Consider the following 25414-nt stretch of genomic DNA (forward strand, 5'->3'; position numbering starts at 1 on the left):
AGGTTTAGACCTCTTCGGGGACACCCTTTTGAATACAGTTTCAGGTTTTGATGCATTTCTTGGTTGGCTTGCTAATGGCTACTTAGATTGGGCTTGGTGGCAGATCCTCGTTTTTACGCTGGTCGCTACCCACATCACTATTGCTAGCGTCACCATCTTTTTGCATCGCTGCCAGGCGCATCGTGCTTTGGAGTTGCATCCCATCATGTCGCATTTTTTCCGCTTTTGGCTCTGGCTGACAACGGGCATGGTCACTAAGGAGTGGGCGGCGATTCATCGCAAGCACCACGCCAAGTGTGAGACTGTGGATGACCCACATAGCCCGCAAGTTCTCGGTATCAAGACCGTACTTTCTCGCGGTGCTGAGTTGTACAAAAAAGAATCACGCAATCAAGAGACCTTAGATAAGTTTGGTCATGGCACGCCGGATGATTGGCTCGAGCACAATATCTATTCTAAGTTTTCTTGGCAAGGCGTTGCTTTGATGTTGATCATCGATGTGTTCTTGTTCGGCGCAATTGGTTTAACAGTCTGGGCAGTACAGATGCTGTGGATTCCAATTACTGCTGCTGGAATTATTAACGGCATTGGTCACTACTGGGGCTATCGTAATTACGATTTCGAGGACGCCTCAAGAAATATTTTCCCTTGGGGAATTTTGATTGGTGGTGAAGAGTTACATAACAACCATCACACCTTTGCTACAAGCGCTAAGCTCTCTAGCAAGTGGTACGAGTTTGATATTGGTTGGATGTACATTCAGATGATGAGTGCCGTGGGCTTGGCCAAAGTGAAGAAGACTTCTCCGAGGCCAGTGCTAAGTGACTTACGTCCTGCTGATCAAGGTACGCTCGAGGCTATCATTGCTAACCGTTATGAAATCATGGCGCGCTATAGCAAGACCCTGGGTACATTCTTTAGTAATGAAGTTCAACACATGCAAGTCTTGGCTGCCCATTTAAAGGACGCGCGCGCCTGGTTGGGCAAAGATGAGTCTCGTTTGACTGCGGATGAAAAAATTAAACTGGAAGAGCTGATGGCAACGAATGCGCAGCTAAGAAAGATGATTGAGATGCGTCGTGATTTGCAGGCGATCTGGAGTCGCTCTAATGCCACGGGTGATCAATTGGTTTCTCAATTGCACGCCTGGTGTCAGCGTGCAGAAGAAAGTGGCCTCTCGAGTTTGCGCGACTTCTCATTGAGATTGCGTCGCTACGCTTAAGAGAAAAATCTAGGTAATAAAAAACCCGCTGATGTAGCGGGTTTTTTATTTGCTGCAAATAAATATCGAATCGATAAATTACTTGAGCTTTGTTTCTTTGTAAGCAACGTGCTTGCGAATGGTTGGATCGAATTTCATGATCTCCATTTTCTCAGGCTTTGTACGCTTGTTTTTTGAAGTTGTATAGAAGTGACCAGTACCAGCTGATGACTCTAATTTGATTTTTTCTCTGCCGCCTTTAGCCATTTGTGCGCTCCTTAAATTTCGCCACGTGCACGGAGATCAGACAACACAGCATCAATGCCGTTCTTGTCGATAACGCGCAAACCAGCATTGGTTAAGCGCAAGCTAATCCAACGGTTTTCAGATTCAACCCAGAAACGACGGTTTTGCAAATTCGGCAAAAAGCGACGCTTCGTTTTATTGTTTGCATGGGATACATTGTTGCCAACCATCGGCTTCTTCCCAGTGACTTGGCAAACTTTTGCCATGACATAACTCCATTAATTGCGAAAAAAGAAGATTGTATCAGTCTCCGAGCACTTTGATCTACCCCTAATTGGCTTTAGTTTTAAGGATTGAGCTATCTAGCTGCCAATACTGAGCAAAATTGCCCAATAAGTTAGTGATTACTTCTAATTAAAGTCATTTTTCATAAGGCCTGCATCTGAAAATGAGAAAAAACCGCTCTCACTAACAATGCAATGGTCTAAGAGGGGAATATCCACCATTTGCAAGGCTTTAGACAGCATCTTGGTCAATTCCTGGTCGGCTATGCTGGGAAGTGGATTTCCGCTTGGGTGGTTATGGGCCACGATAAGGGCGCTGGCGTTCCTTGCCAGGGCCTCCTTGAGGATTTCTCGGGGGTAGACGGCCGTGTGGGTCAGGGAGCCTCTAAAGAGCTCCTGGCACTCAATCAGGTGCAGGCGGGAGTCAAGATGCAGGCATAGGAAGACTTCATGTGGCAGGCGCCCAAATCGGGCTTGCAAGAACTCTTTGACATACCCGGGCGATGAAAAAACCGAGTCCTGGGAAAGAGATTCCTCGAGGCTGCGCTTCACGAGCTCATAAGCGGCTTGAATTTGCGACCACTTGGAAATACCCATGCCATGAATCTGGGTTAATTCTTCTGGTGTGCAGGACAGTAAGCGCGGCAAATTGTCGAAATGGTGGAGAAGATCCTCCGCCAAAGCCACCGCAGATTTACCTTTGAAGCCAACTCGTAGAAAGATCGCAAGCAGCTCAGCATCGCTCAGTGCTGCTGCCCCAAGGGCGCGGAGTTTCTCCCGGGGCTGATCCATTTTTGGCCAGTCCGTGATGGGCGAGTGCACGCTGGGGTCGGGCCTAGATACAATTACCTTATGACTAAGCTTACGGTTTTGCCCAACTCCTTCCTGACTCTCAACTATCGGCTGACTTTGCCTAGCGGGGATGATTACATCAATACTTTTATCGATCGCCCTGCGACGGTGTTGATGGGTTCTGGACAATTTGCGCCTTGTTTTGAAAAGGTGTTGATCGGATTGGCTGTGGGTGAAAAGAAAAGCGCCTTGTTGCCTCCGGAGGAAAGTTTTGGAGAGCGCAAGGAAGAATTAATTCAGTGGGTTTCTTTGGGCGCGCTCAAAGAAGGTCGCGATGATGATGTGGAATTTAATCCTGGTGACGTGATTGAATTCAATGCGCCTGGTGGCGCGCAATATGCCGGTGTATTGCAATCGATTAATGAAGAGGGCGCTTGGTTTGATTTCAATCATCCGCTTGCCGGAAGGCCTGTCACCTTCGAAGCAGAAATCATTGCGATTCTTTAACGAATGAGTAATCAAGTCCCAGCAGAAATTCTGATGGCTCAACCCCGCGGCTTTTGTGCGGGTGTTGATCGGGCAATCAATATCGTCAATGAAGCGCTGACACGCTTTGGTGCACCGATTTATGTTCGCCATGAAATTGTTCACAATGCCTATGTCGTGAACGGCCTGCGTGAAAAAGGTGCTGTGTTTGTTGATGAGCTGCATGAAGTGCCTAAGGGTGGCATCGTCGTGTTTAGCGCTCATGGCGTTTCTCAAGAGGTGCGTAAGGATGCCGAGGCACGTGGACTGCAGGTGTACGACGCCACTTGCCCTTTGGTGACTAAGGTTCATCTTGAGGTCGTCAAGATGTGCAAAGATGGTTTCACAGTCTTGATGATTGGTCATGCTGGGCACCCCGAAGTTGAGGGCACGATGGGGCAGGTAAAAGAAGGTGTGCATCTGATTGAAAGGGTGGCGGACATTGCTAAGCTGCCTTTTGCTGAGAATGAAAAAATTGCTTTTGTAACGCAAACCACACTCTCCGTAGATGAGACGAAAGAAATCGTCGATGCTTTAACCCAAAAATTCCCAAATATTGTTCAGCCACGTAAGCAAGATATTTGTTACGCCACTCAAAACCGCCAAGATGCTGTGAAATTTATGGCGCCTCAAGTTGAGGTAGTTATTGTGGTGGGAAGCAAAGCAAGTTCGAACTCGAATCGCTTGCGTGAATTAGCTGAAAAACTGGGCGTACCTGCTTACATGGTCGATGCGCCAGAGCAGCTTGAACCCCAATGGTTTGAGGGTAAGAAGCGAGTGGGCCTCACTGCGGGTGCGTCAGCCCCTGAAAGTCTAGCGCTCGCGATTGTGGAAAAGATTCAAGAATTCGGCCCTCGCAGTATTCGTAATCTAGAGGGCGTTGTCGAAGACGTTACATTCTCGCTACCAAAGAATTTAGTTGGCTAGCTAAAAAATAAAGGGGCTAAAAGCCCCTTTATTACATCGCACCCAATTGTTTCTAGACAACTTGCTTGAGTAACTCTCTCAAGATGTTGCACATCTGGCGGATTTCATCATCAGATACATTTAGTGCTGGCATAAAGCGCAACAGATTAGGTCTTGGTGAGTTAATTAGCAATCCCTCTGGACCTCTATCGCGAGCTAGCTCAACCAGCTTGCCACCAATATCACTGCTCAACATCAGTGCACGCAATAGTCCTTCGCCACGCTCGCCATTCAGATTAAATTCTGCTGAGATGGAAAGCAATTCTTTGCTGAGCAATTCACCCTTTGCACGGACTGCATCCAAAAATCCTGGTGCGAGTAATTGCTCGATGACGCTGATGCCTACTGCGGTCATGAGTGGATTGCCGTTATAGGTGCCACCTTGGTCGCCGGGTACAAAACAAGCGACAGCATCGGTCGCCATCAGTGCTGCCAATGGAACACCACCACCAATGCCTTTGCCAAGGGTCATGATGTCTGGTTCGATGCCGTAATGTTGATAGGCGAACAGTTTTCCAGTGCGACCACAGCCAGCCTGCACTTCATCCACGATCAACAAAATATTATTTTCTTTAGTGAACTTACGCAGGCTTTGCATAAATTCTTTGGTGACAGGAATTACGCCACCTTCACCCTGGACTGGCTCAAGCATTACTGCGACCGTTTTATCGGTTACCAGTTTTTTAACGGAGTCCAAATCATTTAAATCCGCCTTTGGAAAACCTGGAACTTGTGGAGCAAACATCGTGTCCCAGCCTGGCTTTCCAGATGCGCTCATCGTCGCTAAGGTGCGACCATGAAAGCTGTGATCAAAGGTAATGATTTCAAAGGCGCCTGACTTATTGAGCTGACCCCATTTGCGTGCCAGCTTGATAGCGCCTTCATTTGCCTCGGCGCCGCTATTGGCAAAAAATACTTTATTAAAGCAGCTGTTATCAGTCAGTAGATTCGATAGGCGAATCATCGGCTCGTTATAAAAAGCCGGACTTGGATTAATGAGTTTTTTAGCCTGTGCATTCAGCGCTTCAATCATGCCGGGATTGCTATGGCCCAAGCAGTTCACTGCCCAACCTTGCAAAAAGTCCAGGTAGCGCTTGCCATTGTTATCGGTGAGCCATGAGCCTTTACCCTCAACCATTGCTACTTCTGGTCGTGGGGTAATAAACATCACTGAATGGGCATCTACGGATTGGGCTGGCTTATTCATATCGTGTGCAAAGTGAGGTCAATTGAGGTTTCTATTATCACGCTTAGTAACTTAGTTGGTGGCGAGATCCGCTGCGCTGGTAAAGGAGTCTGCAAAGAATTCGTCTGCAGGTAGCTTGCACTGTGACGCAAAGTCCTGGCGGGCTGCATTGACCATGACGGGCGCACCACAGGCGTAGACCTGGTAAGGGCTCATATCAGGATGGTCGGCGATCACAGCTTGATGTACAAAACCCGTGCGTCCAGTCCATTGATCCTCTGGAAGGGCATCAGAAATAACCGGGATGAACTTGAAGTCAGGAATTTCTTTGGCCCATGACTGGCAGAGTTCATTGAGGTAGAGATCGTTCGGGCGACGACCGCCCCAATACAGGTGGATAGGGCGATGAATCTTTTTGAGCTGCATTTGCTCAACAATAGACTTGATTGGTGCAAAACCAGTGCCTGCCGCAACAAAAATAATGGGCTTCTTGGAATCTTCTCTGAGGAAGAAGCTGCCTAAAGGCCCTTCAAAACGCAGAATATCTTTTTCTTTTAGCGCTGGATCTTTCGCACCAAAAACAAAATCGGTAAAGAGTCCGCCTGGTAAGTGGCGAATATGTAGCTCGAGAGGACCTTCTTGATCGGGGGCGTTGGCAATGGAATAAGCGCGACGTTGCCCATCTTTAAGCAGGAACTCTAAATATTGCCCAGCCAGAAATTGAAAGCGCTCAGCAGCTGGCAATTGCAATTTCAGAATCGCTACATCGGCACTCGGTTTTGTAATGGTGTTCACGCGACAGGGAACCTTGCGGATAGCGATATCGCCAGCACCTTGAACTTCGCGTGCTTCAATGAGGAGGTCTGATTTAGGGTGGGCACAGCAAAACAAGGTGCCCCCAGCAGCTTCATCAGCAGGGCTTAAAGCAGCAACACTATGTTGGCCATGCTCTACTTGACCTTCCAGCACCTTGCCCTTGCAAGAACCACAGGCACCGTTTTTACAGCCATAGGGAAGGGTAATGCCCTGTTGTAGCGCTGCTTCAAGTAGGGTTTCATCCTTCTGGACAGTAAATTGTTTGCCGCTCGCCTTGAGCGTGACTTGGTAAGACACTCTCATTCCTTTCAATAAATCGTTACGATGTGACCTATGCAATCTTTTGGTAAATCTCGAATCCTAATCATCGGCTGCGGCGACATTGGCCTTCGTGTTGCCAAGCAACTTGCCCATAGTCATCGCGTATATGCCTTAACTTCCCAGAAAGCACGTTTTCAGGAGTTGAGAGCGGTTGGCGCGATTCCGATTTTGGGGGATCTGGATAAGCCCGATAGCTTGTGGCGCTTAAGTGGATTGGCACAAACCGTAATCCACTTGGCACCACCCCAAAATACAGGTCATCGTGATTGCCGAACTCGCAACCTCTTGCGAATTTTATCCCAAGGCTCAGATACTGTTGGGCGCTTGATTTATGTGAGCACTACCGGTGTGTATGGGGATCATGCGGGTGAGAGGGTGAGTGAAGTGACACCCGTGAATCCCCAAAGCGAGCGAGCCAAGCGACGAGTGGACGCAGAAAACTGCCTAGGTCTTTGGGCTCCCTCTCATGGCGTAGTTCTCACCATTCTGCGTGTGCCGGGCATTTATGCCCTTGATCGATTGCCAGTTGAGCGCATTCAAGCAGGAACGCCTGCCTTAATTGCAACTCAGGATGCCTACTCAAACCATATTCAAAGTGATGACTTGGCGAGATTGATTTGTGCTGCTGTGTATCACGGTAAACCACAACGTGTCATTAATGCCTGTGACGGCGGTGAAACCAAGATGGGTGATTACTTTGATGAAGTAGCTGATGCATTTGGTTTAGATCGACCACCAAGATTGCCAGCTGAGCAGTTGGAGAAAATCGTATCCCCGATGTTGTGGTCGTTTATGCGGGAGTCACGACGCGTCACGAATACGCGACTAGCAGAATTAAAAACCCCGCTACGCTATCCGAGCGTGGCAGAGTTTCTAAAAACTATTTCCAAGAATCCTTAAGTCCGACCGTACGATTAAATACTGGTTGACCTGGTTTGGAGTCACCTTGGTCCGCAACAAAGTAACCATGACGCTCAAACTGAAAACGATCTTCTGCTTTAGCGTCTTTCATGCAAGGCTCTAAGTACGCAGTAATCGTTTGCTTAGAGCTTGGATTGATCGCATCAAGGAAATTTTTATCGCCACTATCCGGATGCGGGTCATTAAACAGATGGTCATAGAGACGCACTTGTGCAGGCACAGCTTCTGCTGCGCTAACCCAATGAATGTTGCCTTTCACCTTGTAATTATTTGAGCCGGGAGTGCCGCTCTTACTGTCGGGGAAGTGGGTCGCATTCACTTGAATCACATTACCATTTGCATCTACTTCAAAGCCGGTGCACTCGATCACAAAGCCATGACGTAGGCGCACGCGTCCACCGGGCTGATCACCAATCGGTGGATAAAGCCTAAAGAATCCCTTAACAGGTTCCTTCATAAAGTCATCTTCTTCAATCCACAATTCTTTTGTGAAATGAAACTCGCGATTGCCCCACTCGGGATATTGTGGATGGCGCGGAGCGGAGCAAGGCTCGCTTGCGGAAGCATCAAAGTTTTCAATCACGAGTTTGAGTGGCTTGAGAACCGCTGTGGCCCGTGGGGCCTTGGCCTCCAGATCATCGCGTAAGGCTTGATCCAGAGTGCTCATATCAATCCAGCTATCTGCTTTAGAAACGCCAATGCGTTCACAGAACAAGCGAATACTCTCTGGTGTGTAACCTCTGCGTCGGATACCTACGATAGTTGGCATCCGCGGGTCATCCCAACCGTCAACATGTTTTTCTTCTACCAATTGCAGTAACTTGCGCTTGCTGGTGATGGTGTAAGTTAAGTTGAGGCGGGCAAATTCGTATTGATGAGGAACGGGATTTTTGAAGATCCCTAGCTCTGCCAGTGAAGCTACGATCCAGTCGTAGAGCGGGCGATTATTTTCAAACTCCAATGTGCAGATGGAGTGTGAAACATTTTCCAGCGCATCAGAAATACAGTGCGTGAAATCATATAAAGGATAGATGCACCACTTACTACCGGTGCGGTGGTGATCGGTGTGACGAATGCGATAAACCACGGGGTCACGCATCACAATATTCGGATGCGCCATATCAATCTTCAGGCGCAGTACATGTTCGCCATCTTTGAATTTGCCATCACGCATCTCGCGGAATAAAGCCAGATTCTCATCGGGCGTGCGATCGCGGTAAGGACTATTTTTTCCAACTTGGCCAAAGTTGCCGCGATTGGTATGAATGTCATCTGCACTCTGACTATCTACATAGGCTTTGCCATTCTGAATCAGAATTTCCGCAAACTCATAGAGTTGGTCAAAGTAATCACTTGCGTGATAAAGGTGTGTGCCCCAATCGAATCCCAACCATTTAACGGCATCCAGAATGCTGTCAGCGTACTCAATATCTTCTTTAACTGGATTGGTATCGTCCAGGCGCATATTGCAACGTGCGCCACCCGCTTGATTGTTGTAATCCGCAGCTAAACCAAAGTTCAAGCAGATACTTTTGGCATGACCAATATGAAGGTAGCCATTAGGCTCTGGTGGAAAACGCGTAATGATGGATGGGATGGCTTGACCACTGCGATCGCTTCGGTTCTGATAGGCGCCACTCGCCAGGTCATGGTCGATGATCTGGCGCAAAAAGTTAGAGGGCTCAGCAACAGTGCCGGCAGGCGATTTGGATGGTTTGCTATCTTGGGACATGCGCCCATTGTAGAGAAAAGCCCTGCCTATAAAGAAAAAAGCCCGCAAACTGCTGCGGGCTCGTTTCTGGGAAGCGTTCGAGAATTAATCTTCTACGAAAGCCTCTTCACGGGTTTTCTTAACCGCAGGCAGAGCCACGATCACAACCAAGAGGGCTGCTGCGATGAGCAGGCCTAGAGATAGTGGGCGGGTTACGAATGTTGAGAAATCACCGCGTGACAACAATAGGGCGCGACGGAAGTTCTCTTCCATCATTGGTCCGAGCACGAAGCCGAGCAGCAATGGAGGAGGTTCGCAACCGAGTTTGAAGAATAAGTAACCAATCAAGCCAAAGCCTGCAGTTACATAGACATCAAATACGGTGTTGTTTACGGTGTAAACGCCGATACAGCAGAACACCAGAATCGCTGGGTATAGGAAGCGATAAGGAATCTTCAAGAGCTTTACCCAAATACCAATGAGTGGCAAGTTCAAGAGAATCAACATGACGTTACCAATCCACATGGATGCGATCAGACCCCAGAACAAAGCTGGGTTGCTGGTCATCACTTGTGGACCTGGCTGAATGTTATGAATCGTCATCGCACCAACCATCAAAGCCATCACGGCGTTTGGTGGGATGCCCAAAGTGAGCAATGGAATGAAAGAGGTTTGAGCTGCAGCATTGTTTGCTGCTTCAGGACCTGCTACACCCTCAATCGCACCTTTGCCAAACTCATGGCTGTACTTGGAGGATTTCTTCTCAACTGAGTAGGCGCCGAAGGCTGCCAAAGCTGCACCACCGCCCGGCAGAATTCCCAAAATTGAGCCGATAGTAGTACCGCGCAAAATGGATGGAACCATGCGCTTGATATCTTGTTTGGTAGGAACCATGCTGGTGAGCTTATTGAGGAAGCCCTCGTCGTCACCAGTCTTTTCAAGGTTGCCCATGATTTCTGCAAAACCAAACACACCCATTGCAACGGCTACGAAGCCAATACCGTCACTCAATTCAGGGATGTCAAATGCATAGCGGGATACGCCTGAGTTCACGTCAGTACCAATCAAGCCCATCAAGAGGCCTAGGATGATCATGCCGATCGCCTTGATCAAAGAGCCTGAGGCCAGCACGACCGCACCAATTAACCCTAAAACCATTAGGGAGAAGTATTCGGCAGGGCCAAACTTAAAGGCTAGCTGAGAGAGTGGAGCAGCAAAAGCAGCCAAAACCAATGTAGCTACGCAACCAGCAAAGAAGGAGCCCATGCCGGCAGTAAAGAGCGCTACGCCCGCTCGACCATTTCTGGCCATTTGGTAGCCATCAATCGCCGTCACCACCGAGGACGTTTCCCCTGGGATATTGAGCAAAATTGCAGTTGTAGAGCCGCCGTACTGGGAGCCGTAGTAAATACCGGCCAACATGATCAAAGCAGCGATTGGAGGCAATGCATAGGTTGCTGGCAACAACATCGCAATTGTTGCGATCGGGCCTAAGCCTGGCAAAACACCAATTAAGGTACCCAAAATACAGCCAATAAGGCAGTACATGAGGTTTTGTAAAGTAAAGGCGGTATCAAAACCGAGGGCTAAGTTAGCAAATAAATCCATTTTTCAGAGTCCCGGTTCGTTATTGTTGTAGGAATACAGGCAGGAGTGGGAACTGAAGCTTGAGGCCCACGACAAACACTGAATAAGTAAAGATCACTAGGAAGCCCGCATTGAGTAGGGAGCCTTTCCAGGTGAACTCTTTGCTGGCGCTGGCGGAAACAAGTACTAAGACCACCACAGCCACTAAGAAGCCCATACGCGGGAGAAGCAGGCCATAGAGCACCACAGAGCCTGTGATTTGAGCCATGATCTTCCAGTTGAACTTGGGGATGGACTCAATTGCAGCTTTAGCACCCATGGATTTAATGAGAACCAAAAGCCCCAATAAGGTCATCAGAATGCCGAGATAGAAGGGGAAGTAACCTGGCCCCATTTTGGCGGCAGTGCCCATTGGGTACTGCGTGGCTATCACTGTAAAGAATAGGCCGATAACCATGTACATGATTCCAGCGCCAAAATCCCGTTGATTGCGAATTTTCAAGTTGAGCTCCTTATATCGACTTAAATGCCGATCTATTTATTGATGTTACGGGATTGTAAGGCAGGATTGAGGAGCTTTGCCTAGGGTTTGCCCCTGACTAGTGCCAATGCGATAATTATTCGCATGAAAGTCTCTCAAATTCGCCAGGCGTACCTGGACTACTTCGCCCAAAAAGGCCACCAAATTGTTCCTTCCAGCCCTGTGGTGCCTGGAGACGACCCTACCCTGTTATTTACCAATGCGGGGATGAACCAATTTAAGGACGTATTTTTAGGCTTTGATAAGCGTCCCTATAACCGCGCTACAACCGCCCAGAAATGCATTCGTGCCGGTGGCAAACACAATGACTTGGATAACGTCGGCTACACAGCCCGTCATCACACCTTCTTTGAAATGTTGGGCAACTTCTCTTTTGGGGATTACTTTAAGAAAGATGCCATTCAGTTTGCCTGGGGTTTATTAACAGAAGTATTTAAGCTTCCAAAAGAAAAGCTGCTCGTCACCGTCTACGCAGAAGATGACGAGGCTTATGAAATTTGGAACAAGCAAATTGGTATCCCGGCAGAGCGCATTATTCGCATCGGCGATAACAAGGGTGCTCGTTACGCTTCAGATAATTTCTGGATGATGGGTGATACAGGCCCATGTGGTCCTTGCACTGAAATCTTCTATGACCATGGTCCTCACATTGCTGGTGGTCCTCCAGGCAGTCCTGACGAAGATGGTGATCGCTACATCGAAATTTGGAATAACGTATTCATGCAGTTCAATCGCGATGAAGCGGGCAATATGCATCCATTGCCTAAGCCTAGCGTAGATACCGGCATGGGTCTTGAGCGCATTGCCGCAGTTCTGCAGCACGTGCACTCTAATTATGAGATCGATCTCTTTGTTAATTTGCTCAAAGCAGCTAAGGAAGCTGTTGATGCAGCTGGTGGTGAGAATTGCGATCCAACGAGTCCATCACTTAAAGTCATTGCAGACCATATTCGTGCTTGTAGTTTTATTGTGGTGGATGGCGTGATTCCAGGTAATGCTGGTCGTGGCTATGTTCTACGTCGCATCACACGTCGTGCAATTCGTCATGGTTATAAATTAGGCGCACGCAAACCGTTCTTCTATCAACTCGTTCCTGCTCTTGTAAAAGAGATGGGTCAAGCTTATCCAGAGTTGCAGGCAGCACAAGATAAAGTGAGTGAAGTGATTAAGCAGGAAGAAGAGCGCTTCTTTCAGACGATCGCTAACGGTATGGAAATCTTGGAGGGCGCGCTTGCAGGTGGCGCCAAGACGGTTGATGGTGAAACCGCTTTCCGTTTACACGACACCTTTGGTTTCCCATTAGATTTGACTGCGGACGTGTGCCGCGAGCGCGATGTCACGGTGGATGCTGAAGGCTTTGATTTGGCAATGCAAAAGCAGCGCGATCAAGCAAGGGCGGCTGGCAAGTTCAAAGTGGCTCAAGGCTTAGAGTACTCCGGCAAGCCAACCCAGTTCCATGGCTACGATACCTTGAAGCACGAAGGCGCCAAAGTAACTGCGCTTTATGTTGATGGCTCTGCTGTGCAGTCTGTCAAAGCTGGCGATGCCGCTGTGATCGTTTTAGATAACACCCCTTTCTATGCTGAGTCTGGTGGACAGGTTGGCGATAAGGGTGAGTTGCGTAATGAAGCGGTACGCTTTGCAGTTGAAGACACTTTCAAGATTCAAGCTGATGTCTTTGGTCATCAAGGTGAAGTACAAGAGGGCGAACTCAAGGTAGGCGATGCAATTAATGCCTTGGTGGATATCGAACAAAGAACTGAAACGATGCGCAACCACAGTGCTACGCATATTTTGCATAAAGCATTGCGTGAAGTATTGGGCGACCATGTACAGCAAAAAGGTTCCCTGGTTGATGCTAGCAAAACCCGTTTTGACTTTACTCACAACGCACCTATTACCTCACAAGAAATTCGTCGGATAGAAGACATTGTGAATGCCGAGATCCTCGCTAATACTGCGACCTCTGGAAAAGTAATGTCTTTGGATGATGCGCAAAAGACTGGCGCCATGATGCTCTTTGGTGAGAAGTATGGTGACGAGGTGCGCGTTCTAGAAATTGGTAGCTCTAAAGAGTTGTGCGGTGGCACTCACGTTGGCCGTACTGGCGACATCGGTAGCTTAAAGATTGTTTCTGAAGGTGGCGTTGCAGCTGGTATTCGTCGCGTTGAGGCGGTTACCGGAAGAAACGCATTGAACTTCCTGCAAGGCTTAGAAGATAAGATTAATGAGGCAGCGACCATCCTCAAAACTCATCCGGGTGATTTGGTGAATCGCGTTGCTCAGTTGCAAGAAAGTTTGCGTCAGGCTGAACGTGAGTTGGATAAAGTGAATTCCAAACTCGCTGCCAGCCAAGGCGATGAATTGGCAACACAAGCAATCGATGTCAATGGTCTGAAAGTATTGGCAGCACGCTTAGATGGTGCGGATGCGCAAGTTCTTCGCGAAACCATGGACGCTTTGAAAGCAAAACTAAAAACAGCCGCCATTGTTTTGGCTTCTGTGCAGGGCGATAAGGTGAGTTTGATTGCTGGCGTGACTGCAGATTCGATTGCCAAAGTGAAGGCAGGCGACTTGGTGAACTTTGTGGCTCAGCAAGTGGGTGGTAAAGGCGGCGGCAAGCCAGAGATGGCGATGGCTGGCGGTACCGATCCTAGTAAGTTGGGCGCGGCTTTAGCTGGCGTAAAAGACTGGGTGGCTTCTAAGTGAGTGATGCCATCCAATTCAATCTCGAGGTAGATGCCATTGGCATGAACTGCCCGCTCCCAATTTTGCGTACCAAGAAAGCTTTAGCCACAATGCAGTCTGGCGAAGTGCTCAAAGTGAAGGCAACGGATTCTGGTGCAGCCCATGACTTTCCTGCATTTGCAAAGCAGACTGGTAACGAGCTTCTCTCCAGTACTACAGAGGGTGATGTATTGGTTTTCTTCCTCAAGAGAAGATAAGACGCGCTGAAACTCTCAGCACCAAAGAAAAAGGCAGAAATCACTTTCTGCCTTTTTTACTTTTATTTCACGGGATTACTTTAGAGACCAGCTTTTGAGGTACTCAGCAAATTCCTCACCGACTTCTTGGTGACGCAAAGCAAAGTCTACAGATGCTTTGAGGTAGCCTAATTTGCTACCGCAGTCATAACGCACGCCATCATATTCATATGCAAATACTGGCTGTTCTTTAAGCAAGGCGGCAATGGCATCGGTGAGCTGAATCTCTCCACCAGCGCCAGGCTTTACATTGCGGATGTGATCAAAGATTTTTGATGAGAGCACATAGCGTCCTACTACTGCGAGATTAGAAGGGGCATCAGCGGGTTTTGGTTTTTCAACGATGCCATCGAGGCGATAGATCCCTTTGCTAACTTCTTTGCCTGAAACAACTCCATAGGACCCACTTCTGGAAGGATCAATTTTCTCAACAGCTAATACTGAGCCATCTTGCTCTTCATGAACCTTTAGCATTTGCGAAAGCACTGGAGGATGTCCATCCAAAAGATCGTCCGCCAAAATGATTGCAAAAGGTTCATCACCTACCAGCTTCTCGGCGCATAAAACGGCATGTCCCAAGCCCAATGGTTCAGATTGTCGGATATATACGCAATCAACATTGTCCGGTTTGACGCTGCGTACGAGATGCAGGAGGTCTTGTTTGTTTTTGGCCTCAAGGGCTGCTTCTAATTCGTAAGCCTTATCAAAGTGATCTTCGATGGCACGTTTGCTGCGGCCAGTGACAAAAATTAATTCAGTAATGCCGGCAGCAATGGCCTCATCAACCGCATACTGAATGAGCGGCTTATCAACAACATTGAGCATTTCTTTCGGACTTGCTTTAGTGGCTGGCAAAAAACGTGTGCCAAATCCCGCAACCGGAAATACAGCCTTGGTTACCTTTTTGGAGCTGAAATGTAATGGCATGGAGAATCCGTTCTTATTTAAGACGTTCTAATTGTGCAACAAGCTTCTCATGGTTTTGCTCAAAGCCGGCAAGACGCTGCTTTTCTTGCGCAACAACCTCTTCTGGGGCGCGCGCCACAAAGCTTTCATTACCAAGTTTGCTGCGTGCCTTAGTGATTTCATTGGCTAAGCGCTCAATTTCCTTGCCCAGACGAATTCTTTCGGCGGCTACGTCCACTTCAATCTTTAGGAGTAGCTTGAGATTGCCAACTAAGGCCATCGGTGCACCTGGAGCATCTTTCTCTAAAGCAGATTCGTCATCGTAGATTTTGACTTCAGACAGCTTTGCTAATGCAGTTAAGTAAGGACTCGCCTGTTTCAAGAAATCTTGCGGTCCACTAATCCAGAGGGGTACTTTGAGTGCAGGTGAGACTTGCATCTCGCCACGCAGATTACGGCAAGCATCCACAATCGATTTAATTTGGGCAACCCAAGCTTCGCTTTGCTCATCAACCTTATCGAGTTGAGCAACGGGGTAGGGCTGCAGGGCAATCGTTTGCTTATCTTGCTTGGCTAACTCTTTACCAACCTTAGGTCCAACGGTTTGCCAGAGGGTTTCAGTAATAAACGGAATCAGTGGATGTGCCATGCGCAAGATGGTTTCTAAAACGCGTAGCAAGGTGCGACGAGTGGCGCGTTGCTGTGCAGGAGTACCAGTCTGTAATTGAACCTTTGCTAATTCCAGGTACCAATCGCAATACTCATCCCAAACAAATTGATAAATACTGGTAGCGATATTGTCAAAGCGATAGTTCTGGAAGCCCTTAGCAACATCAGCTTCCGTTCTTTGTAATAAAGAAACAATCCATTTATCAGCGTCAGAAAAATCTAAGTAACCTTCTGGCCCACATTGGTTGTCACACGGTGCAAAACCATTCTCTTCATCATTGCCAGAACAGTTCATCAGCACAAAGCGAGTGGCATTCCAGAGTTTGTTGCAGAAATTGCGATAACCTTCGCAGCGTTTCTGATCAAAGTTAATGTTGCGACCCAGTGATGCGAGTGAGGCAAAGGTAAAGCGCAGGGCATCGGTACCAAACGCAGGAATGCCTTCCGGAAACTCTTTCTTGGTTTTTTTGCCAATGCTTTCAGCTTGTTTCGGATTCATCAAACCGGTGGTGCGCTTAGCAACCAAGTCTTCAATCTTGATGCCATCAATCAAATCAATTGGGTCCAAAGTATTTCCTTTGGACTTACTCATCTTCTGACCTTCCGCATCACGTACTAAGCCGTGTACATAGACGGTATTGAATGGAACTTTGCCAGTGAAGTGGCAAGTCATCATGACCATTCTGGCTACCCAGAAGAAAATGATGTCAAAGCCGGTTACCAGTACCGAGGATGGTAGGAAGTGATTGAGCGCAGGAGTTTCTTCTGGCCAGCCCAATGAGCTAAATGGCACGAGTGCTGAGCTAAACCAGGTATCTAAGACGTCAGGATCGCGATTTAGCTGTCCGTTATAACCGGCAGCGGCAGCCTTAGCTTTGGCTTCCTCTTCAGAGCGGGCTACAAAGATCTGACCATCATCGCCATACCAGGCCGGGATTTGATGACCCCACCAGAGTTGACGGGAGATGCACCAGTCTTGAATATTTTCTAGCCACTGCGTGTAAGTGCTGATCCAATTTTCTGGAACGAGCTTGATGTCACCTTTGGTAACGGCATCTAATGCAGCGCCAGCGATAGATGAGCCTGGCTGATATTTGTTGTCAGGGCTTGGCTTGGATACTGCAACAAACCATTGGTCAGTGAGCATTGGCTCAATAATGGTTTGAGTACGATCGCCACGTGGCACCATCAATTTATGCGGCTGTACTTTTTCTAGTAAACCAGCAGCATCTAGATCGGCAACGATTTGTTTGCGTGCAGCAAAACGCTCAAGGCCTTGATAAACAGCAGGTGCGTTTTCATTAATCTTGGCATCGAGAGTCAAAATATTAATGAGAGGCAATTGGTGGCGCTGTCCAACGGCGTAGTCGTTGAAGTCATGCGCAGGTGTCACTTTAACCACGCCAGTACCAAAAGCTAAATCAACATAGTCGTCCGCAATAATCGGAATCTCGCGATTGCATAGGGGCAGTTGTACTGACTTACCAATGAGGTGTTTGTAGCGCTCGTCTTCTGGGTTGACCATGACGGCAACGTCGCCCAATAAGGTCTCTGGGCGAGTAGTGGCAACGGTCAGGTGTCCGGAGCCATCTGCTAATGGATAGCGGATGTGCCACATCGAGCCATCTTCTTCTTCGCTCACCACTTCTAAATCTGAGACTGCTGTTCCTAAAACAGGATCCCAGTTCACCAAACGTTTGCCGCGGTAAATTAAGCCTTGCTCATGTAAACGAACGAATACTTCAACAACCGCTTTGGACATCTTGCTGTCCATTGTGAAATATTCTCTACCCCAATCAATCGAAGCGCCTAGGCGACGAATCTGACGTGTGATGGTGTTGCCGGAAGCTTCTTTCCACTCCCAAACTTTTTCTAAGAATTTCTCGCGACCTAAATCGTGACGAGAAACTTTCTGTGCATCGAGTTGGCGCTCAACAACGATTTGCGTTGCAATGCCAGCATGATCCGTACCCGGAACCCACAAGGTATTTTTGCCAGACATACGGGCATGACGTACCAAGCCATCCATGATGGTTTGATTGAAGGCGTGACCCATGTGTAGGGTTCCCGTCACATTCGGTGGCGGCAACTGAATCGAGAAATCTCCCTTGCCCTCATCTAGGGTGGCGTCGGCAATGCCTCGGCGTTCCCATTCCGGACCCCAATAAGCTTCAATTGGGGCGGGTTCGTAGGATTTGGCTAGTTCGTCTAAGGAGCTGGCCGCTGATGAATTAGGGGTATTCGAAGCATTTGGCATAAGAGGCAAATTATAATTGGGGCGATGTACTCAGACCTACTCGCAAACCTTAATCCAGAACAACGCGAGGCAGTGACCCTCCCGCCAGTAAATGAAAATGGCCAGGCCCAGTCAGCCCTGATTTTGGCTGGCGCTGGGAGTGGAAAGACCCGCGTACTCACGACCCGTATAGCTTGGTTGATCCAAACGGGTCAGGTTTCGCCGATTGGCGTCCTTGCGGTGACCTTCACCAATAAGGCCGCTAAAGAGATGATGTTGCGCTTAAGTGCCATGTTGCCCATCAATACTCGGGGTATGTGGATTGGCACTTTTCACGGTCTTTGTAACCGTTTACTGCGTGCGCATCACAAAGAGGCTGGTTTGCCGTCCACTTTTCAGATTTTGGACACCCAAGATCAACTTTCCGCCATTAAGCGTCTTTTAAAGGGCTTAAAGGTTGATGATGAGAAATACCCCCCTAAGCAGTTGCAATACTTTATTGCGCACGCCAAGGAGCGCGGTCAGCGCGCTAAAGAATTGTCGGTAGGGGACGACTTTCAGGCCAAGATGGCTCAATTGTATGAAGCCTACGATGAGCAGTGTCAACGTGAGGGCGTAGTCGACTTTGCTGAACTCTTATTGCGCAGCTATGAATTGCTCAAGCACAACGAAGCGATTCGCACCCACTATCAAGAGCGCTTCCGTCATATCTTGATTGATGAGTTCCAAGATACCAATGCCTTGCAATACGCCTGGCTCAAATTACTCTCCGGTCACGATGCTAGTCGTGTGAATGTCAGCGGCATGGGAAGTAGTGCGGTCTTCGCTGTGGGTGATGACGATCAAAGTATTTATGCTTTCCGTGGTGCAGACGTTGAGAACATGCGTCTGTATGAAAAGCAATACCATCCAATGATGGTCAAGCTTGAGCAAAACTATCGCTCACATGGCCACATCCTAGATACTGCCAACTATCTCATTTCAAATAATACGGATCGACTCGGTAAAAACCTGCGCACCGATGCAGGTCATGGTGAGCCAGTCCGTATCTACGATGCACCTAGCGATCATGCAGAGGCTGCTTGGCTCGTAGATGAAATCAAAGCACTAGTAAATAGCGGTATCAAGCGTACTGAAATTGCCTTGCTTTATCGCAGTAATGCTCAGTCACGCATCATCGAGCACGCCTTATTTTCTGCAGCGATTCCATATCGCGTTTACGGTGGATTGCGATTTTTCGAGCGTGCTGAGATTAAACACGCTTTGGCCTACCTCCGTCTTTTAGAAAATCCGAATGACGACACTTCGTTCTCGCGTGTAGTGAATTTCCCGACACGCGGTATTGGGGCAAGATCGATAGAGGCTGTGCAAGATGCAGCTCGCGCGCAAAACAGTTCTTTGTATTTGGCTGCATCGACACTGGATGGTAAGGCGGGTGCAGCTTTAGGCGGCTTTGTGCGTTTAGTAGATCACATGCGTGAAGCCACTCGTCACAATACTTTGCCCGAGACAGTGGAGTTCGTCATTCAGAATAGCGGTTTGATTCAACACTATCTTTCAGAGCGTGAAGGTCAAGATCGCGTTGAAAACTTACAAGAATTGATTAACGCTGCGACCGCATTTATTGCGGAAGAGGGTTATGGCCAAGATGCCACTGCTGCCACACTACCCGGTGAGAATGCACCTGGCGTAGCGGAGGTCTCACCATTGGCCGCATTCCTCTCCCATGCATCGCTCGAGGCTGGTGATAACCAAGCTCAAGCAGGCCAAGATGCCGTTCAGCTGATGACAGTGCATTCTGCTAAAGGTCTAGAGTTCACCTCTGTATTTATTACTGGTTTGGAAGAGGGTCTGTTTCCACATGAGAACAGCATCAACGAACAGAATGGTTTAGAAGAAGAGCGACGTTTGATGTATGTTGCGATTACCCGCGCCAAGGAGCGTCTCTATCTCTCTCATACGCAATCACGGATGTTGCATGGCCAAGTGCGTTACAACATGCCTTCTCGCTTCTTGGAAGAGCTGCCATCTGATTCATTGAAGTGGCTCACACCAAAAGTAAAAGATGCTCGCTGGGGCGGTACAACTGGTGGTAATGGCGGTCGTTCAGGATCAACTTGGCAGGATGGCTATACCCGTCAACGCGAGTTTGGATCGAATGACTTCTTTGATTCCGGTAATGAGCGTGAGCGACCTGCAAGACAAATTGGGCGTGTAGGATCTGCCTCAACTTCTGTTACCCGAATGGCTTCACCACCACGTGGTAACTATCCATTTACTATCGGACAGAATGTCTTTCATACTAAGTTTGGTGAGGGGCGTGTGACTGGCTTAGAGGGTAATGATGCGGATGCGCGTGCTCAAGTGAACTTCAAGCGCCATGGTGTGAAATGGTTACAGCTCAGTATTGCTAAGCTTGCAGCGATAGACTAAGCAATTAAGGTTGCTGATTCTTTTTCAGCAAAGCACGCTTTCCAAGTAGCAAAGAACGAGCAATGCATGACCGTCAATCCCGCCATGGAAATGGGGGCGATAATGAATGATGCGGCTTGACCCAAATCCAGCGCATCAAAGATAGAGCCGATCGTTAATGGAATAGCGATTAAGATCGCGCCCCAAATAGCGATATACAAAAAGAATGCGCCACGATTTGCCCAGCAAGCAATGGCGCTAGAAAAGAGCGCCTGCGCTACCGGCATATCAGCCCAAGCAACGAGTACGGGAGAGAACCACATCAACATCGCTACCGGGATATACAGTAGGCCGCCAAAAAAGAGAATCAGATAAATCTGACGAACTACTTCTGGGGTAATGGGCTTATCGTTCGTCATTAGTGGGATGAGCAATTCGAAATCCACCAACATGCTTAAGATAAAGCTGAGGGCCAGGATGAGTGCTGCATATATCAAACCTAGTTGCAAAATGCGTTTACGAATTAATGGCGAGGATTGCAAAGCAATGACATATACCGATGGGCGAATGCGTTCTTTTTGAATCGCTTGGCGACAGGCGGTCATAAAGCCTACCGACAAAGTGGGCGTCAGTAATAAGACGGCAAAAACACCAATCACTGGAACGAGCACTGCTAACTGCGCCACAAACACATACATGAATACCAACATTAAAAACCCCAAAGGATTTTGTTTGAACAGCCAAATGCCTTGACGTATCCAGGTGTAACCCTCTTTTGGGGTGACGGAGTTTAGTTTCATATTGCTTTGCGACTTAAGAGAATATTTTCAAAATGACGAGGATCATGTGGCGTGAGCATTTGCGCATCACGTGGCAAATAAAAATCCCACAGACGTGAAATCCAGAAGCGTAGAGCTGCAGCGCGAATCATCAGTGGCCAGCTCGCCTGCTCTTCCTTGTTTAAGGGGCGAACAGACTGATAAGCATCCATCAATGCTTTGAAACGCACAGGATCTAAATCTTGTTTGTTTTCAGCAAGACACCAATCATTCGCAGTCACCGCCAAATCAAATAACCACTTGTCTGTGCCGGCGAAATAAAAGTCGAAGAAGCCGCCAAGTTGGTCTTGGGGTCTATCGCTTGCACCCTGAGGATCGAACAATACGTTATCTCTAAACAGGTCGCAATGGCTTGCCCCTTGAGGCAGTGATGCATAAGCAGCAGAGGCAAAGAATTGTTCTTGAGTAGCAAGCTCAGTCGTGAGTAATTCTTTTTGTGCGTCGCTCAAGTGCGATAACACTTGTGGAACTGTTTTTTGCCACCAAGACAGGCTGCGTAGATTTTCCTGAGTGTGTTTGAAATCGCTACTGGCCAAATGCATCTTTGCCAGGTTCTCGCCAACCAATGCGCAATGCTTTGCTTCAGGCGCTAGTCTAGAAAGGCCCGGAAGCTTGCTCACAATTGCTGCGGGCTTGCCTTTAAGGGTAAATAGAATTTGCCCCTGTTTATTTTCAAGAGGCTTAGGTACTGCAATACCCTTGTCAGCCAAGTGGCGCATCAACTCTAAATAGTACGGAAGTTGCTCTGCTGACAGTCTTTCAAAAATAGTTAAAACATATTCTTGTTTCTTGCCATTTTTCTCGGTGTCGAGAAAAAAATTGGAGTTCTCAATACCACCATGAATTCCGCGAATATCGATGGCCTGCCCAATATCAAAATCATTTGAGATCCAAGCGGAGATATCGCTTAATTCAATAGGGGTGAAGACGGCCATAACTAGAAATTAAAAAGGGATGCTGATACTCGGTACGCTGATCAGATCAGTTTCTTTTGGTACGCCAGGCATCACTGTTGTTGGAGGCGCCATTTCATAGCTGGTGTAGCGCGTCTTCACATCCACTTGCGTAGGTGAATTGGCATCCTTGTATTCAGTAACTTCAGTGCCGGTAACTTCTTTATGCTGAAAGCTCGGTTTACGACTTTCAGGAGCATTTGTCACTTGTGATGCGTTGACTGCGGGTGCCAAAGGCTGGCTATTAATGCGCTGTAGCTCGGATGGGCTCAGTGCTTGAGAATTGTTTTGGGCGTGCGCAAAATTGAGACCAAAAGAGGCAAAAGCCACTAAAAAGCTTGTAAGAACAAGGGTTTGGCTCAAAGAAGAGTGGAGTAAGTTAGTTAGAGAGTGCATCATTTTTCACCTTTTTAGGCCTCTTTTCAGGGGGATTTGAACCTGATCTGTAGGCAGTTAGCAACTAGATTGTACGATTGCGGTATGACTAAACATAGACTCTTGTTGGTAGACGGCTCTAGCTACCTCTATCGCGCCTTTCATGCCATGCCAGACCTCAGAAATGGGGCAGGCGACCCAACCGGGGCAATCTATGGGATGGTTAATATGATGCGCCGCGCTCGCTCGGAGCTCAAGGCTGACCATATTGCCTGTGTTTTCGATGCCAAAGGCAAGACTTTCCGGGATGAAATGTACTCGGAGTACAAGGCGCACCGCTCTCCCATGCCGGAGGATTTGGTTAAACAAATTGAGCCGATTCATGCCATGGTGAAGGCTTTGGGCTGGCCAGTCTTGATGGTTTCTGGGGTTGAGGCTGATGACGTGATTGGTACCTTGGCTTGTCAAGCCACCCAAGCTGGCTGGGAAACCATTATTTCCACTGGCGATAAAGATTTAGCTCAGCTGGTGAATTCATCCGTCACTTTGATTAATACGATGACTGATGAAAAGCTCGACATCGAAGGCGTCATTGCAAAATTCGGCGTGCCTCCCGAGCGCATCGTAGATTACCTTTCGATTATTGGAGATACGGTTGATAACGTCCCCGGTGTTCCAAAGGCTGGTCCTAAAACAGCAAATAAATGGTTGGCTGAGTTTGGCGATTTAGATAATTTGATGGCGAATGCCGATCAAGTAAAAGGCGTTGTGGGTGAGAACCTGCGTAATAGTTTGGAGTGGCTCCCACAAGCGCGTCAACTCATTACCGTTAAAACCGATTGTGATTTATCTCCACATCTTCCGGGCTTAGATGATCTGCATGCAAAACCAGAAGATGCGCCGCTATTGAGAGAGTTATTTGAACGCTATGCTTTCAAGACGTGGTTACGTGATGTGGAGAAACAGTTGGGTGGAGCAGCTCCTGAAGCCGCTAGTGGTTTTGATTTGGCTGGTAGCCCCATCAAAAATACTGCTGAAGAAAATGTAAAAGCTGTACCCAAGAAGTTTGGTCCCACTGCTACAGAAGCAACTACTGCCTTATCGCAAGAAACGACGGATCTGCAAGGTGCGATTGAAAAACACTATGAATGTGTTATCGATGAAGTGGCATTGGATCGGTGGGTTAAAAAAATTGAAGGCGCTGATCTCACAGCGGTCGATACTGAGACTACGAGCTTAGATGCGCTTGCTGCTGAGTTAGTAGGCATCTCGCTTAGCGTCACTCCTGGAGAGGCCTGCTACATCCCCGTCGCACACCGTAATGGAGAAACTCAGCTTAGTCGCGAATTAGTTTTAGCGCGCCTGAAGCCTTGGTTACAAAGCACTTCGCATTTGAAGGTGGGCCAAAACCTCAAGTACGACAGCCATATCTTTGCGAACTACGACATTACTTTGCAAGGCATTGCGTTTGACACCATGCTGGAGTCTTACGTGTTGGAATCACATATGCCGCACAACATGGATAACTTGGCCGAGCGACATCTTGGCATGAAGACCATTAAGTATGAAGAGGTGTGTGGCAAAGGCGTGCATCAGATTGGCTTTGATCAAGTCGATCTGAAGATTGCTACAGACTACGCTGCAGAAGATGCGGATATTACCTTGCGCCTGCATTTAGCTTTGTGGCCGCAAATTCAGGAGAGCCCAGGCCTTCTATACGTTTATGAAAATATTGAGATGCCAGCAATGCGCGTCCTTGGCATCATGGAGCGCAATGGGATTCGAATTGATTCGGGGTTGCTGTCTAAGCAGGGCCAAGAGGTTGGCAAACGTTTGCTAGCTTTAGAGGGTGAGATTCATCAGCTTGCAGGGCAACCTTTCAATATTCAATCACCCAAACAGATCGCAGAAATTTTGTTTGGTCAGTTAGAGCTCCCAGTAATTAAAAAGACGCCGTCGGGTGCTCCATCAACCGATGAAGAGGTTTTGCAAAAACTGGCTGAAGACTATCCGCTGCCTGCGCGTATTTTGGATTACCGCAGTCTCGCTAAATTGATGTCGACTTATATTGAGAAGCTGCCACGCATGGCTGACCCTAAGACGGGTCGAGTGCACACGAGCTTTTCTCAAGCGACTGCAGTGACGGGGCGCTTGGCTTCTAGTGATCCGAATTTGCAAAATATTCCTGTGCGTACGGAAGAGGGGCGTCGCATTCGGGAGGCGTTTATTCCAGCTGAAGGTTGTAAGTTGCTCTCAGCCGATTACTCTCAAATTGAATTGCGCATCATGGCGCACATTGCCGAAGATGAAAACTTACTAGCTGCATTTGCTGCCGGTAAAGATGTGCACCAAGCCACCGCCGCTGAGATTTTTGGTGTTTCATTGGAAAGCGTTACTTCAGAGCAGCGTCGTTATGCCAAGGTGATTAACTTTGGTTTGATCTACGGCATGAGTGCTTTTGGTTTGGCAGGTAACTTGGGTATTGAGCGTTCAGCAGCCCAAAATTACATTGCCAAGTACTTCGATCGCTATCCAGGAGTTGCTCAATATATGGAACGCACTCGCTTGGAGGCTAGGGAGAATGGCTATGTCGAGACGGTGTTTGGCCGACGTCTATGGCTGCCTGAGATAAAGGGTTCTAATGGCCCTCGCCGCCAAGGGGCAGAGCGTGCCGCGATCAATGCGCCAATGCAAGGAACGGCAGCTGACCTTATTAAGCTAGCCATGGTTGCTGTCGAGAACTGGCTAGAAAAAGAGCAACTCAAGACCCGTATGCTGCTTCAGGTGCATGATGAATTGGTATTTGACGTACCCTTGGATGAGCTGGAGCTCCTACAGGCGAAGTTGCCGGACTTGATGTGTAAGGTGGCCGATCTAAAGGTTCCTTTGGTGGTTGGTATTGGGATTGGTGATAATTGGGAAGAAGCGCACTAAATCAGGAGG

Annotated in this window: 21 protein-coding genes; 8 read left to right on the plus strand and 13 right to left on the minus strand. The window is 48.1% G+C overall.

Annotated features, from left to right (window positions below; genetic code table 11):
- Positions 1-28 precede the first annotated feature (28 nt).
- Complete coding sequence (locus ICN25_RS05200; protein ID WP_216179717.1) at positions 29-1222, plus strand: fatty acid desaturase; 1194 nt, start codon at positions 29-31, stop codon at positions 1220-1222.
- Between the two features lie 78 nt (positions 1223-1300).
- Here the strand turns inward: ICN25_RS05200 and rpmG are convergent, their stop codons facing one another.
- The 3 genes from rpmG to radC all read right to left on the minus strand — a co-directional run bounded on the left by rpmG (position 1301) and on the right by radC (position 2541).
- On the minus strand, positions 1301-1468 hold the full coding sequence (gene rpmG / locus ICN25_RS05205; protein ID WP_015421876.1) for a 50S ribosomal protein L33: 168 nt from the start codon (positions 1466-1468) through the stop codon (positions 1301-1303).
- A gap of 11 nt (positions 1469-1479) precedes the next feature.
- Positions 1480-1713, minus strand: a complete 234-nt coding sequence (rpmB, locus tag ICN25_RS05210) for a 50S ribosomal protein L28 (RefSeq protein ID WP_011903570.1) — start codon at positions 1711-1713, stop codon at positions 1480-1482.
- Between the two features lie 144 nt (positions 1714-1857).
- Positions 1858-2541 (minus strand): DNA repair protein RadC, encoded by a 684-nt coding sequence (radC, locus tag ICN25_RS05215; protein ID WP_370624727.1) that lies wholly within the window; start codon positions 2539-2541, stop codon positions 1858-1860.
- Between the two features lie 42 nt (positions 2542-2583).
- Between radC and ICN25_RS05220 the strand changes: the two genes are divergently transcribed.
- On the plus strand, positions 2584-3030 hold the full coding sequence (locus tag ICN25_RS05220; protein ID WP_216179721.1) for a peptidylprolyl isomerase: 447 nt from the start codon (positions 2584-2586) through the stop codon (positions 3028-3030).
- 3 nt (positions 3031-3033) lie between these two features.
- Positions 3034-3975: a 4-hydroxy-3-methylbut-2-enyl diphosphate reductase gene (gene ispH, locus ICN25_RS05225; RefSeq protein WP_216179723.1), complete on the plus strand. Its 942-nt coding sequence runs from the start codon at positions 3034-3036 to the stop codon at positions 3973-3975.
- A gap of 52 nt (positions 3976-4027) precedes the next feature.
- On the opposite strand, the gene ICN25_RS05230 is transcribed toward ispH, so the two are convergent.
- Both ICN25_RS05230 and ICN25_RS05235 read right to left on the minus strand, forming a co-directional pair.
- Positions 4028-5221, minus strand: a complete 1194-nt coding sequence (locus tag ICN25_RS05230) for an acetylornithine transaminase (protein WP_216179726.1) — start codon at positions 5219-5221, stop codon at positions 4028-4030.
- A 51-nt stretch (positions 5222-5272) separates the two neighbouring features.
- Positions 5273-6313: a 2Fe-2S iron-sulfur cluster-binding protein gene (locus tag ICN25_RS05235; RefSeq protein ID WP_216179728.1), complete on the minus strand. Its 1041-nt coding sequence runs from the start codon at positions 6311-6313 to the stop codon at positions 5273-5275.
- 36 nt (positions 6314-6349) lie between these two features.
- On the opposite strand from ICN25_RS05235, the gene ICN25_RS05240 reads away from it, so the two are divergent.
- Complete coding sequence (locus ICN25_RS05240) at positions 6350-7237, plus strand: SDR family oxidoreductase (protein WP_216179730.1); 888 nt, start codon at positions 6350-6352, stop codon at positions 7235-7237.
- Here ICN25_RS05240 and ICN25_RS05245 read toward each other — a convergent pair.
- The 3 genes from ICN25_RS05245 to ICN25_RS05255 all read right to left on the minus strand — a co-directional run bounded on the left by ICN25_RS05245 (position 7218) and on the right by ICN25_RS05255 (position 11058).
- Positions 7218-8990, minus strand: coding sequence for a glutamine--tRNA ligase/YqeY domain fusion protein (locus ICN25_RS05245; protein ID WP_216179732.1), 1773 nt, complete (start codon positions 8988-8990; stop codon positions 7218-7220). The genes ICN25_RS05240 and ICN25_RS05245 overlap by 20 nt on opposite strands.
- Before the next feature lie 84 nt (positions 8991-9074).
- The gene (locus ICN25_RS05250; protein WP_216179734.1) at positions 9075-10577 is read right to left on the minus strand and encodes a tripartite tricarboxylate transporter permease; all 1503 of its coding nucleotides are present in this window, start codon (positions 10575-10577) and stop codon (positions 9075-9077) included.
- A gap of 19 nt (positions 10578-10596) precedes the next feature.
- Positions 10597-11058: a tripartite tricarboxylate transporter TctB family protein gene (locus tag ICN25_RS05255; protein WP_216179736.1), complete on the minus strand. Its 462-nt coding sequence runs from the start codon at positions 11056-11058 to the stop codon at positions 10597-10599.
- A 123-nt stretch (positions 11059-11181) separates the two neighbouring features.
- On the opposite strand from ICN25_RS05255, the gene alaS reads away from it, so the two are divergent.
- Both alaS and ICN25_RS05265 read left to right on the plus strand, forming a co-directional pair.
- On the plus strand, positions 11182-13806 hold the full coding sequence (gene alaS / locus ICN25_RS05260; protein ID WP_216179738.1) for an alanine--tRNA ligase: 2625 nt from the start codon (positions 11182-11184) through the stop codon (positions 13804-13806).
- A gap of 8 nt (positions 13807-13814) precedes the next feature.
- Positions 13815-14042 carry a sulfurtransferase TusA family protein gene (locus ICN25_RS05265; protein ID WP_114692512.1) on the plus strand — a complete coding sequence of 76 codons (228 nt, stop codon included), beginning with the start codon at positions 13815-13817 and terminating at the stop codon, positions 14040-14042.
- A gap of 75 nt (positions 14043-14117) precedes the next feature.
- On the opposite strand, the gene galU is transcribed toward ICN25_RS05265, so the two are convergent.
- Together galU and ICN25_RS05275 are read right to left on the minus strand one after the other, a co-directional pair.
- Positions 14118-15008, minus strand: a complete 891-nt coding sequence (gene galU / locus ICN25_RS05270; RefSeq protein ID WP_216179740.1) for a UTP--glucose-1-phosphate uridylyltransferase GalU — start codon at positions 15006-15008, stop codon at positions 14118-14120.
- A gap of 13 nt (positions 15009-15021) precedes the next feature.
- Positions 15022-17913, minus strand: coding sequence for a valine--tRNA ligase (locus ICN25_RS05275; protein WP_216179742.1), 2892 nt, complete (start codon positions 17911-17913; stop codon positions 15022-15024).
- A 24-nt stretch (positions 17914-17937) separates the two neighbouring features.
- Between ICN25_RS05275 and ICN25_RS05280 the strand changes: the two genes are divergently transcribed.
- Positions 17938-20325 carry a UvrD-helicase domain-containing protein gene (locus ICN25_RS05280; protein WP_216179744.1) on the plus strand — a complete coding sequence of 796 codons (2388 nt, stop codon included), beginning with the start codon at positions 17938-17940 and terminating at the stop codon, positions 20323-20325.
- On the opposite strand, the gene ICN25_RS05285 is transcribed toward ICN25_RS05280, so the two are convergent.
- The 3 genes from ICN25_RS05285 to ICN25_RS05295 are packed head-to-tail and all read right to left on the minus strand — an operon-like array spanning position 20322 to position 22495.
- Positions 20322-21104 carry a BPSS1780 family membrane protein gene (locus tag ICN25_RS05285; protein WP_216179746.1) on the minus strand — a complete coding sequence of 261 codons (783 nt, stop codon included), beginning with the start codon at positions 21102-21104 and terminating at the stop codon, positions 20322-20324. The two genes, ICN25_RS05280 and ICN25_RS05285, sit on opposite strands and share 4 nt — an antisense overlap.
- On the minus strand, positions 21101-22078 hold the full coding sequence (locus tag ICN25_RS05290) for a homoserine kinase (protein WP_216179748.1): 978 nt from the start codon (positions 22076-22078) through the stop codon (positions 21101-21103). The genes ICN25_RS05285 and ICN25_RS05290 overlap by 4 nt, the downstream gene beginning before the upstream one ends.
- A gap of 9 nt (positions 22079-22087) precedes the next feature.
- Positions 22088-22495, minus strand: coding sequence for a hypothetical protein (locus ICN25_RS05295; protein ID WP_255536696.1), 408 nt, complete (start codon positions 22493-22495; stop codon positions 22088-22090).
- A gap of 81 nt (positions 22496-22576) precedes the next feature.
- On the opposite strand from ICN25_RS05295, the gene polA reads away from it, so the two are divergent.
- Positions 22577-25405 carry a DNA polymerase I gene (gene polA, locus ICN25_RS05300; RefSeq protein ID WP_216179750.1) on the plus strand — a complete coding sequence of 943 codons (2829 nt, stop codon included), beginning with the start codon at positions 22577-22579 and terminating at the stop codon, positions 25403-25405.
- Positions 25406-25414 lie beyond the last annotated feature (9 nt).

The organism is Polynucleobacter sp. 80A-SIGWE (assembly GCF_018882295.1).
In the GTDB taxonomy this organism is placed as follows: domain Bacteria; phylum Pseudomonadota; class Gammaproteobacteria; order Burkholderiales; family Burkholderiaceae; genus Polynucleobacter.

Coding starts and splice junctions, on each gene's coding strand:
- rpmG (WP_015421876.1), bottom strand. CDS start 1,468: ATGGCTAAAGGCGGCAGAGAAAAAATCAAATTAGAGTCATCAGCTGGT.
- rpmB (WP_011903570.1), bottom strand. CDS start 1,713: ATGGCAAAAGTTTGCCAAGTCACTGGGAAGAAGCCGATGGTTGGCAAC.
- ICN25_RS05220 (WP_216179721.1), top strand. CDS start 2,584: ATGACTAAGCTTACGGTTTTGCCCAACTCCTTCCTGACTCTCAACTAT.
- ispH (WP_216179723.1), top strand. CDS start 3,034: ATGAGTAATCAAGTCCCAGCAGAAATTCTGATGGCTCAACCCCGCGGC.
- ICN25_RS05230 (WP_216179726.1), bottom strand. CDS start 5,221: ATGAATAAGCCAGCCCAATCCGTAGATGCCCATTCAGTGATGTTTATT.
- ICN25_RS05240 (WP_216179730.1), top strand. CDS start 6,350: ATGCAATCTTTTGGTAAATCTCGAATCCTAATCATCGGCTGCGGCGAC.
- ICN25_RS05245 (WP_216179732.1), bottom strand. CDS start 8,990: ATGTCCCAAGATAGCAAACCATCCAAATCGCCTGCCGGCACTGTTGCT.
- ICN25_RS05250 (WP_216179734.1), bottom strand. CDS start 10,577: ATGGATTTATTTGCTAACTTAGCCCTCGGTTTTGATACCGCCTTTACT.
- alaS (WP_216179738.1), top strand. CDS start 11,182: ATGAAAGTCTCTCAAATTCGCCAGGCGTACCTGGACTACTTCGCCCAA.
- galU (WP_216179740.1), bottom strand. CDS start 15,008: ATGCCATTACATTTCAGCTCCAAAAAGGTAACCAAGGCTGTATTTCCG.
- ICN25_RS05275 (WP_216179742.1), bottom strand. CDS start 17,913: ATGCCAAATGCTTCGAATACCCCTAATTCATCAGCGGCCAGCTCCTTA.
- ICN25_RS05280 (WP_216179744.1), top strand. CDS start 17,938: ATGTACTCAGACCTACTCGCAAACCTTAATCCAGAACAACGCGAGGCA.
- ICN25_RS05285 (WP_216179746.1), bottom strand. CDS start 21,104: ATGAAACTAAACTCCGTCACCCCAAAAGAGGGTTACACCTGGATACGT.
- ICN25_RS05290 (WP_216179748.1), bottom strand. CDS start 22,078: ATGGCCGTCTTCACCCCTATTGAATTAAGCGATATCTCCGCTTGGATC.
- ICN25_RS05295 (WP_255536696.1), bottom strand. CDS start 22,495: ATGATGCACTCTCTAACTAACTTACTCCACTCTTCTTTGAGCCAAACC.
- polA (WP_216179750.1), top strand. CDS start 22,577: ATGACTAAACATAGACTCTTGTTGGTAGACGGCTCTAGCTACCTCTAT.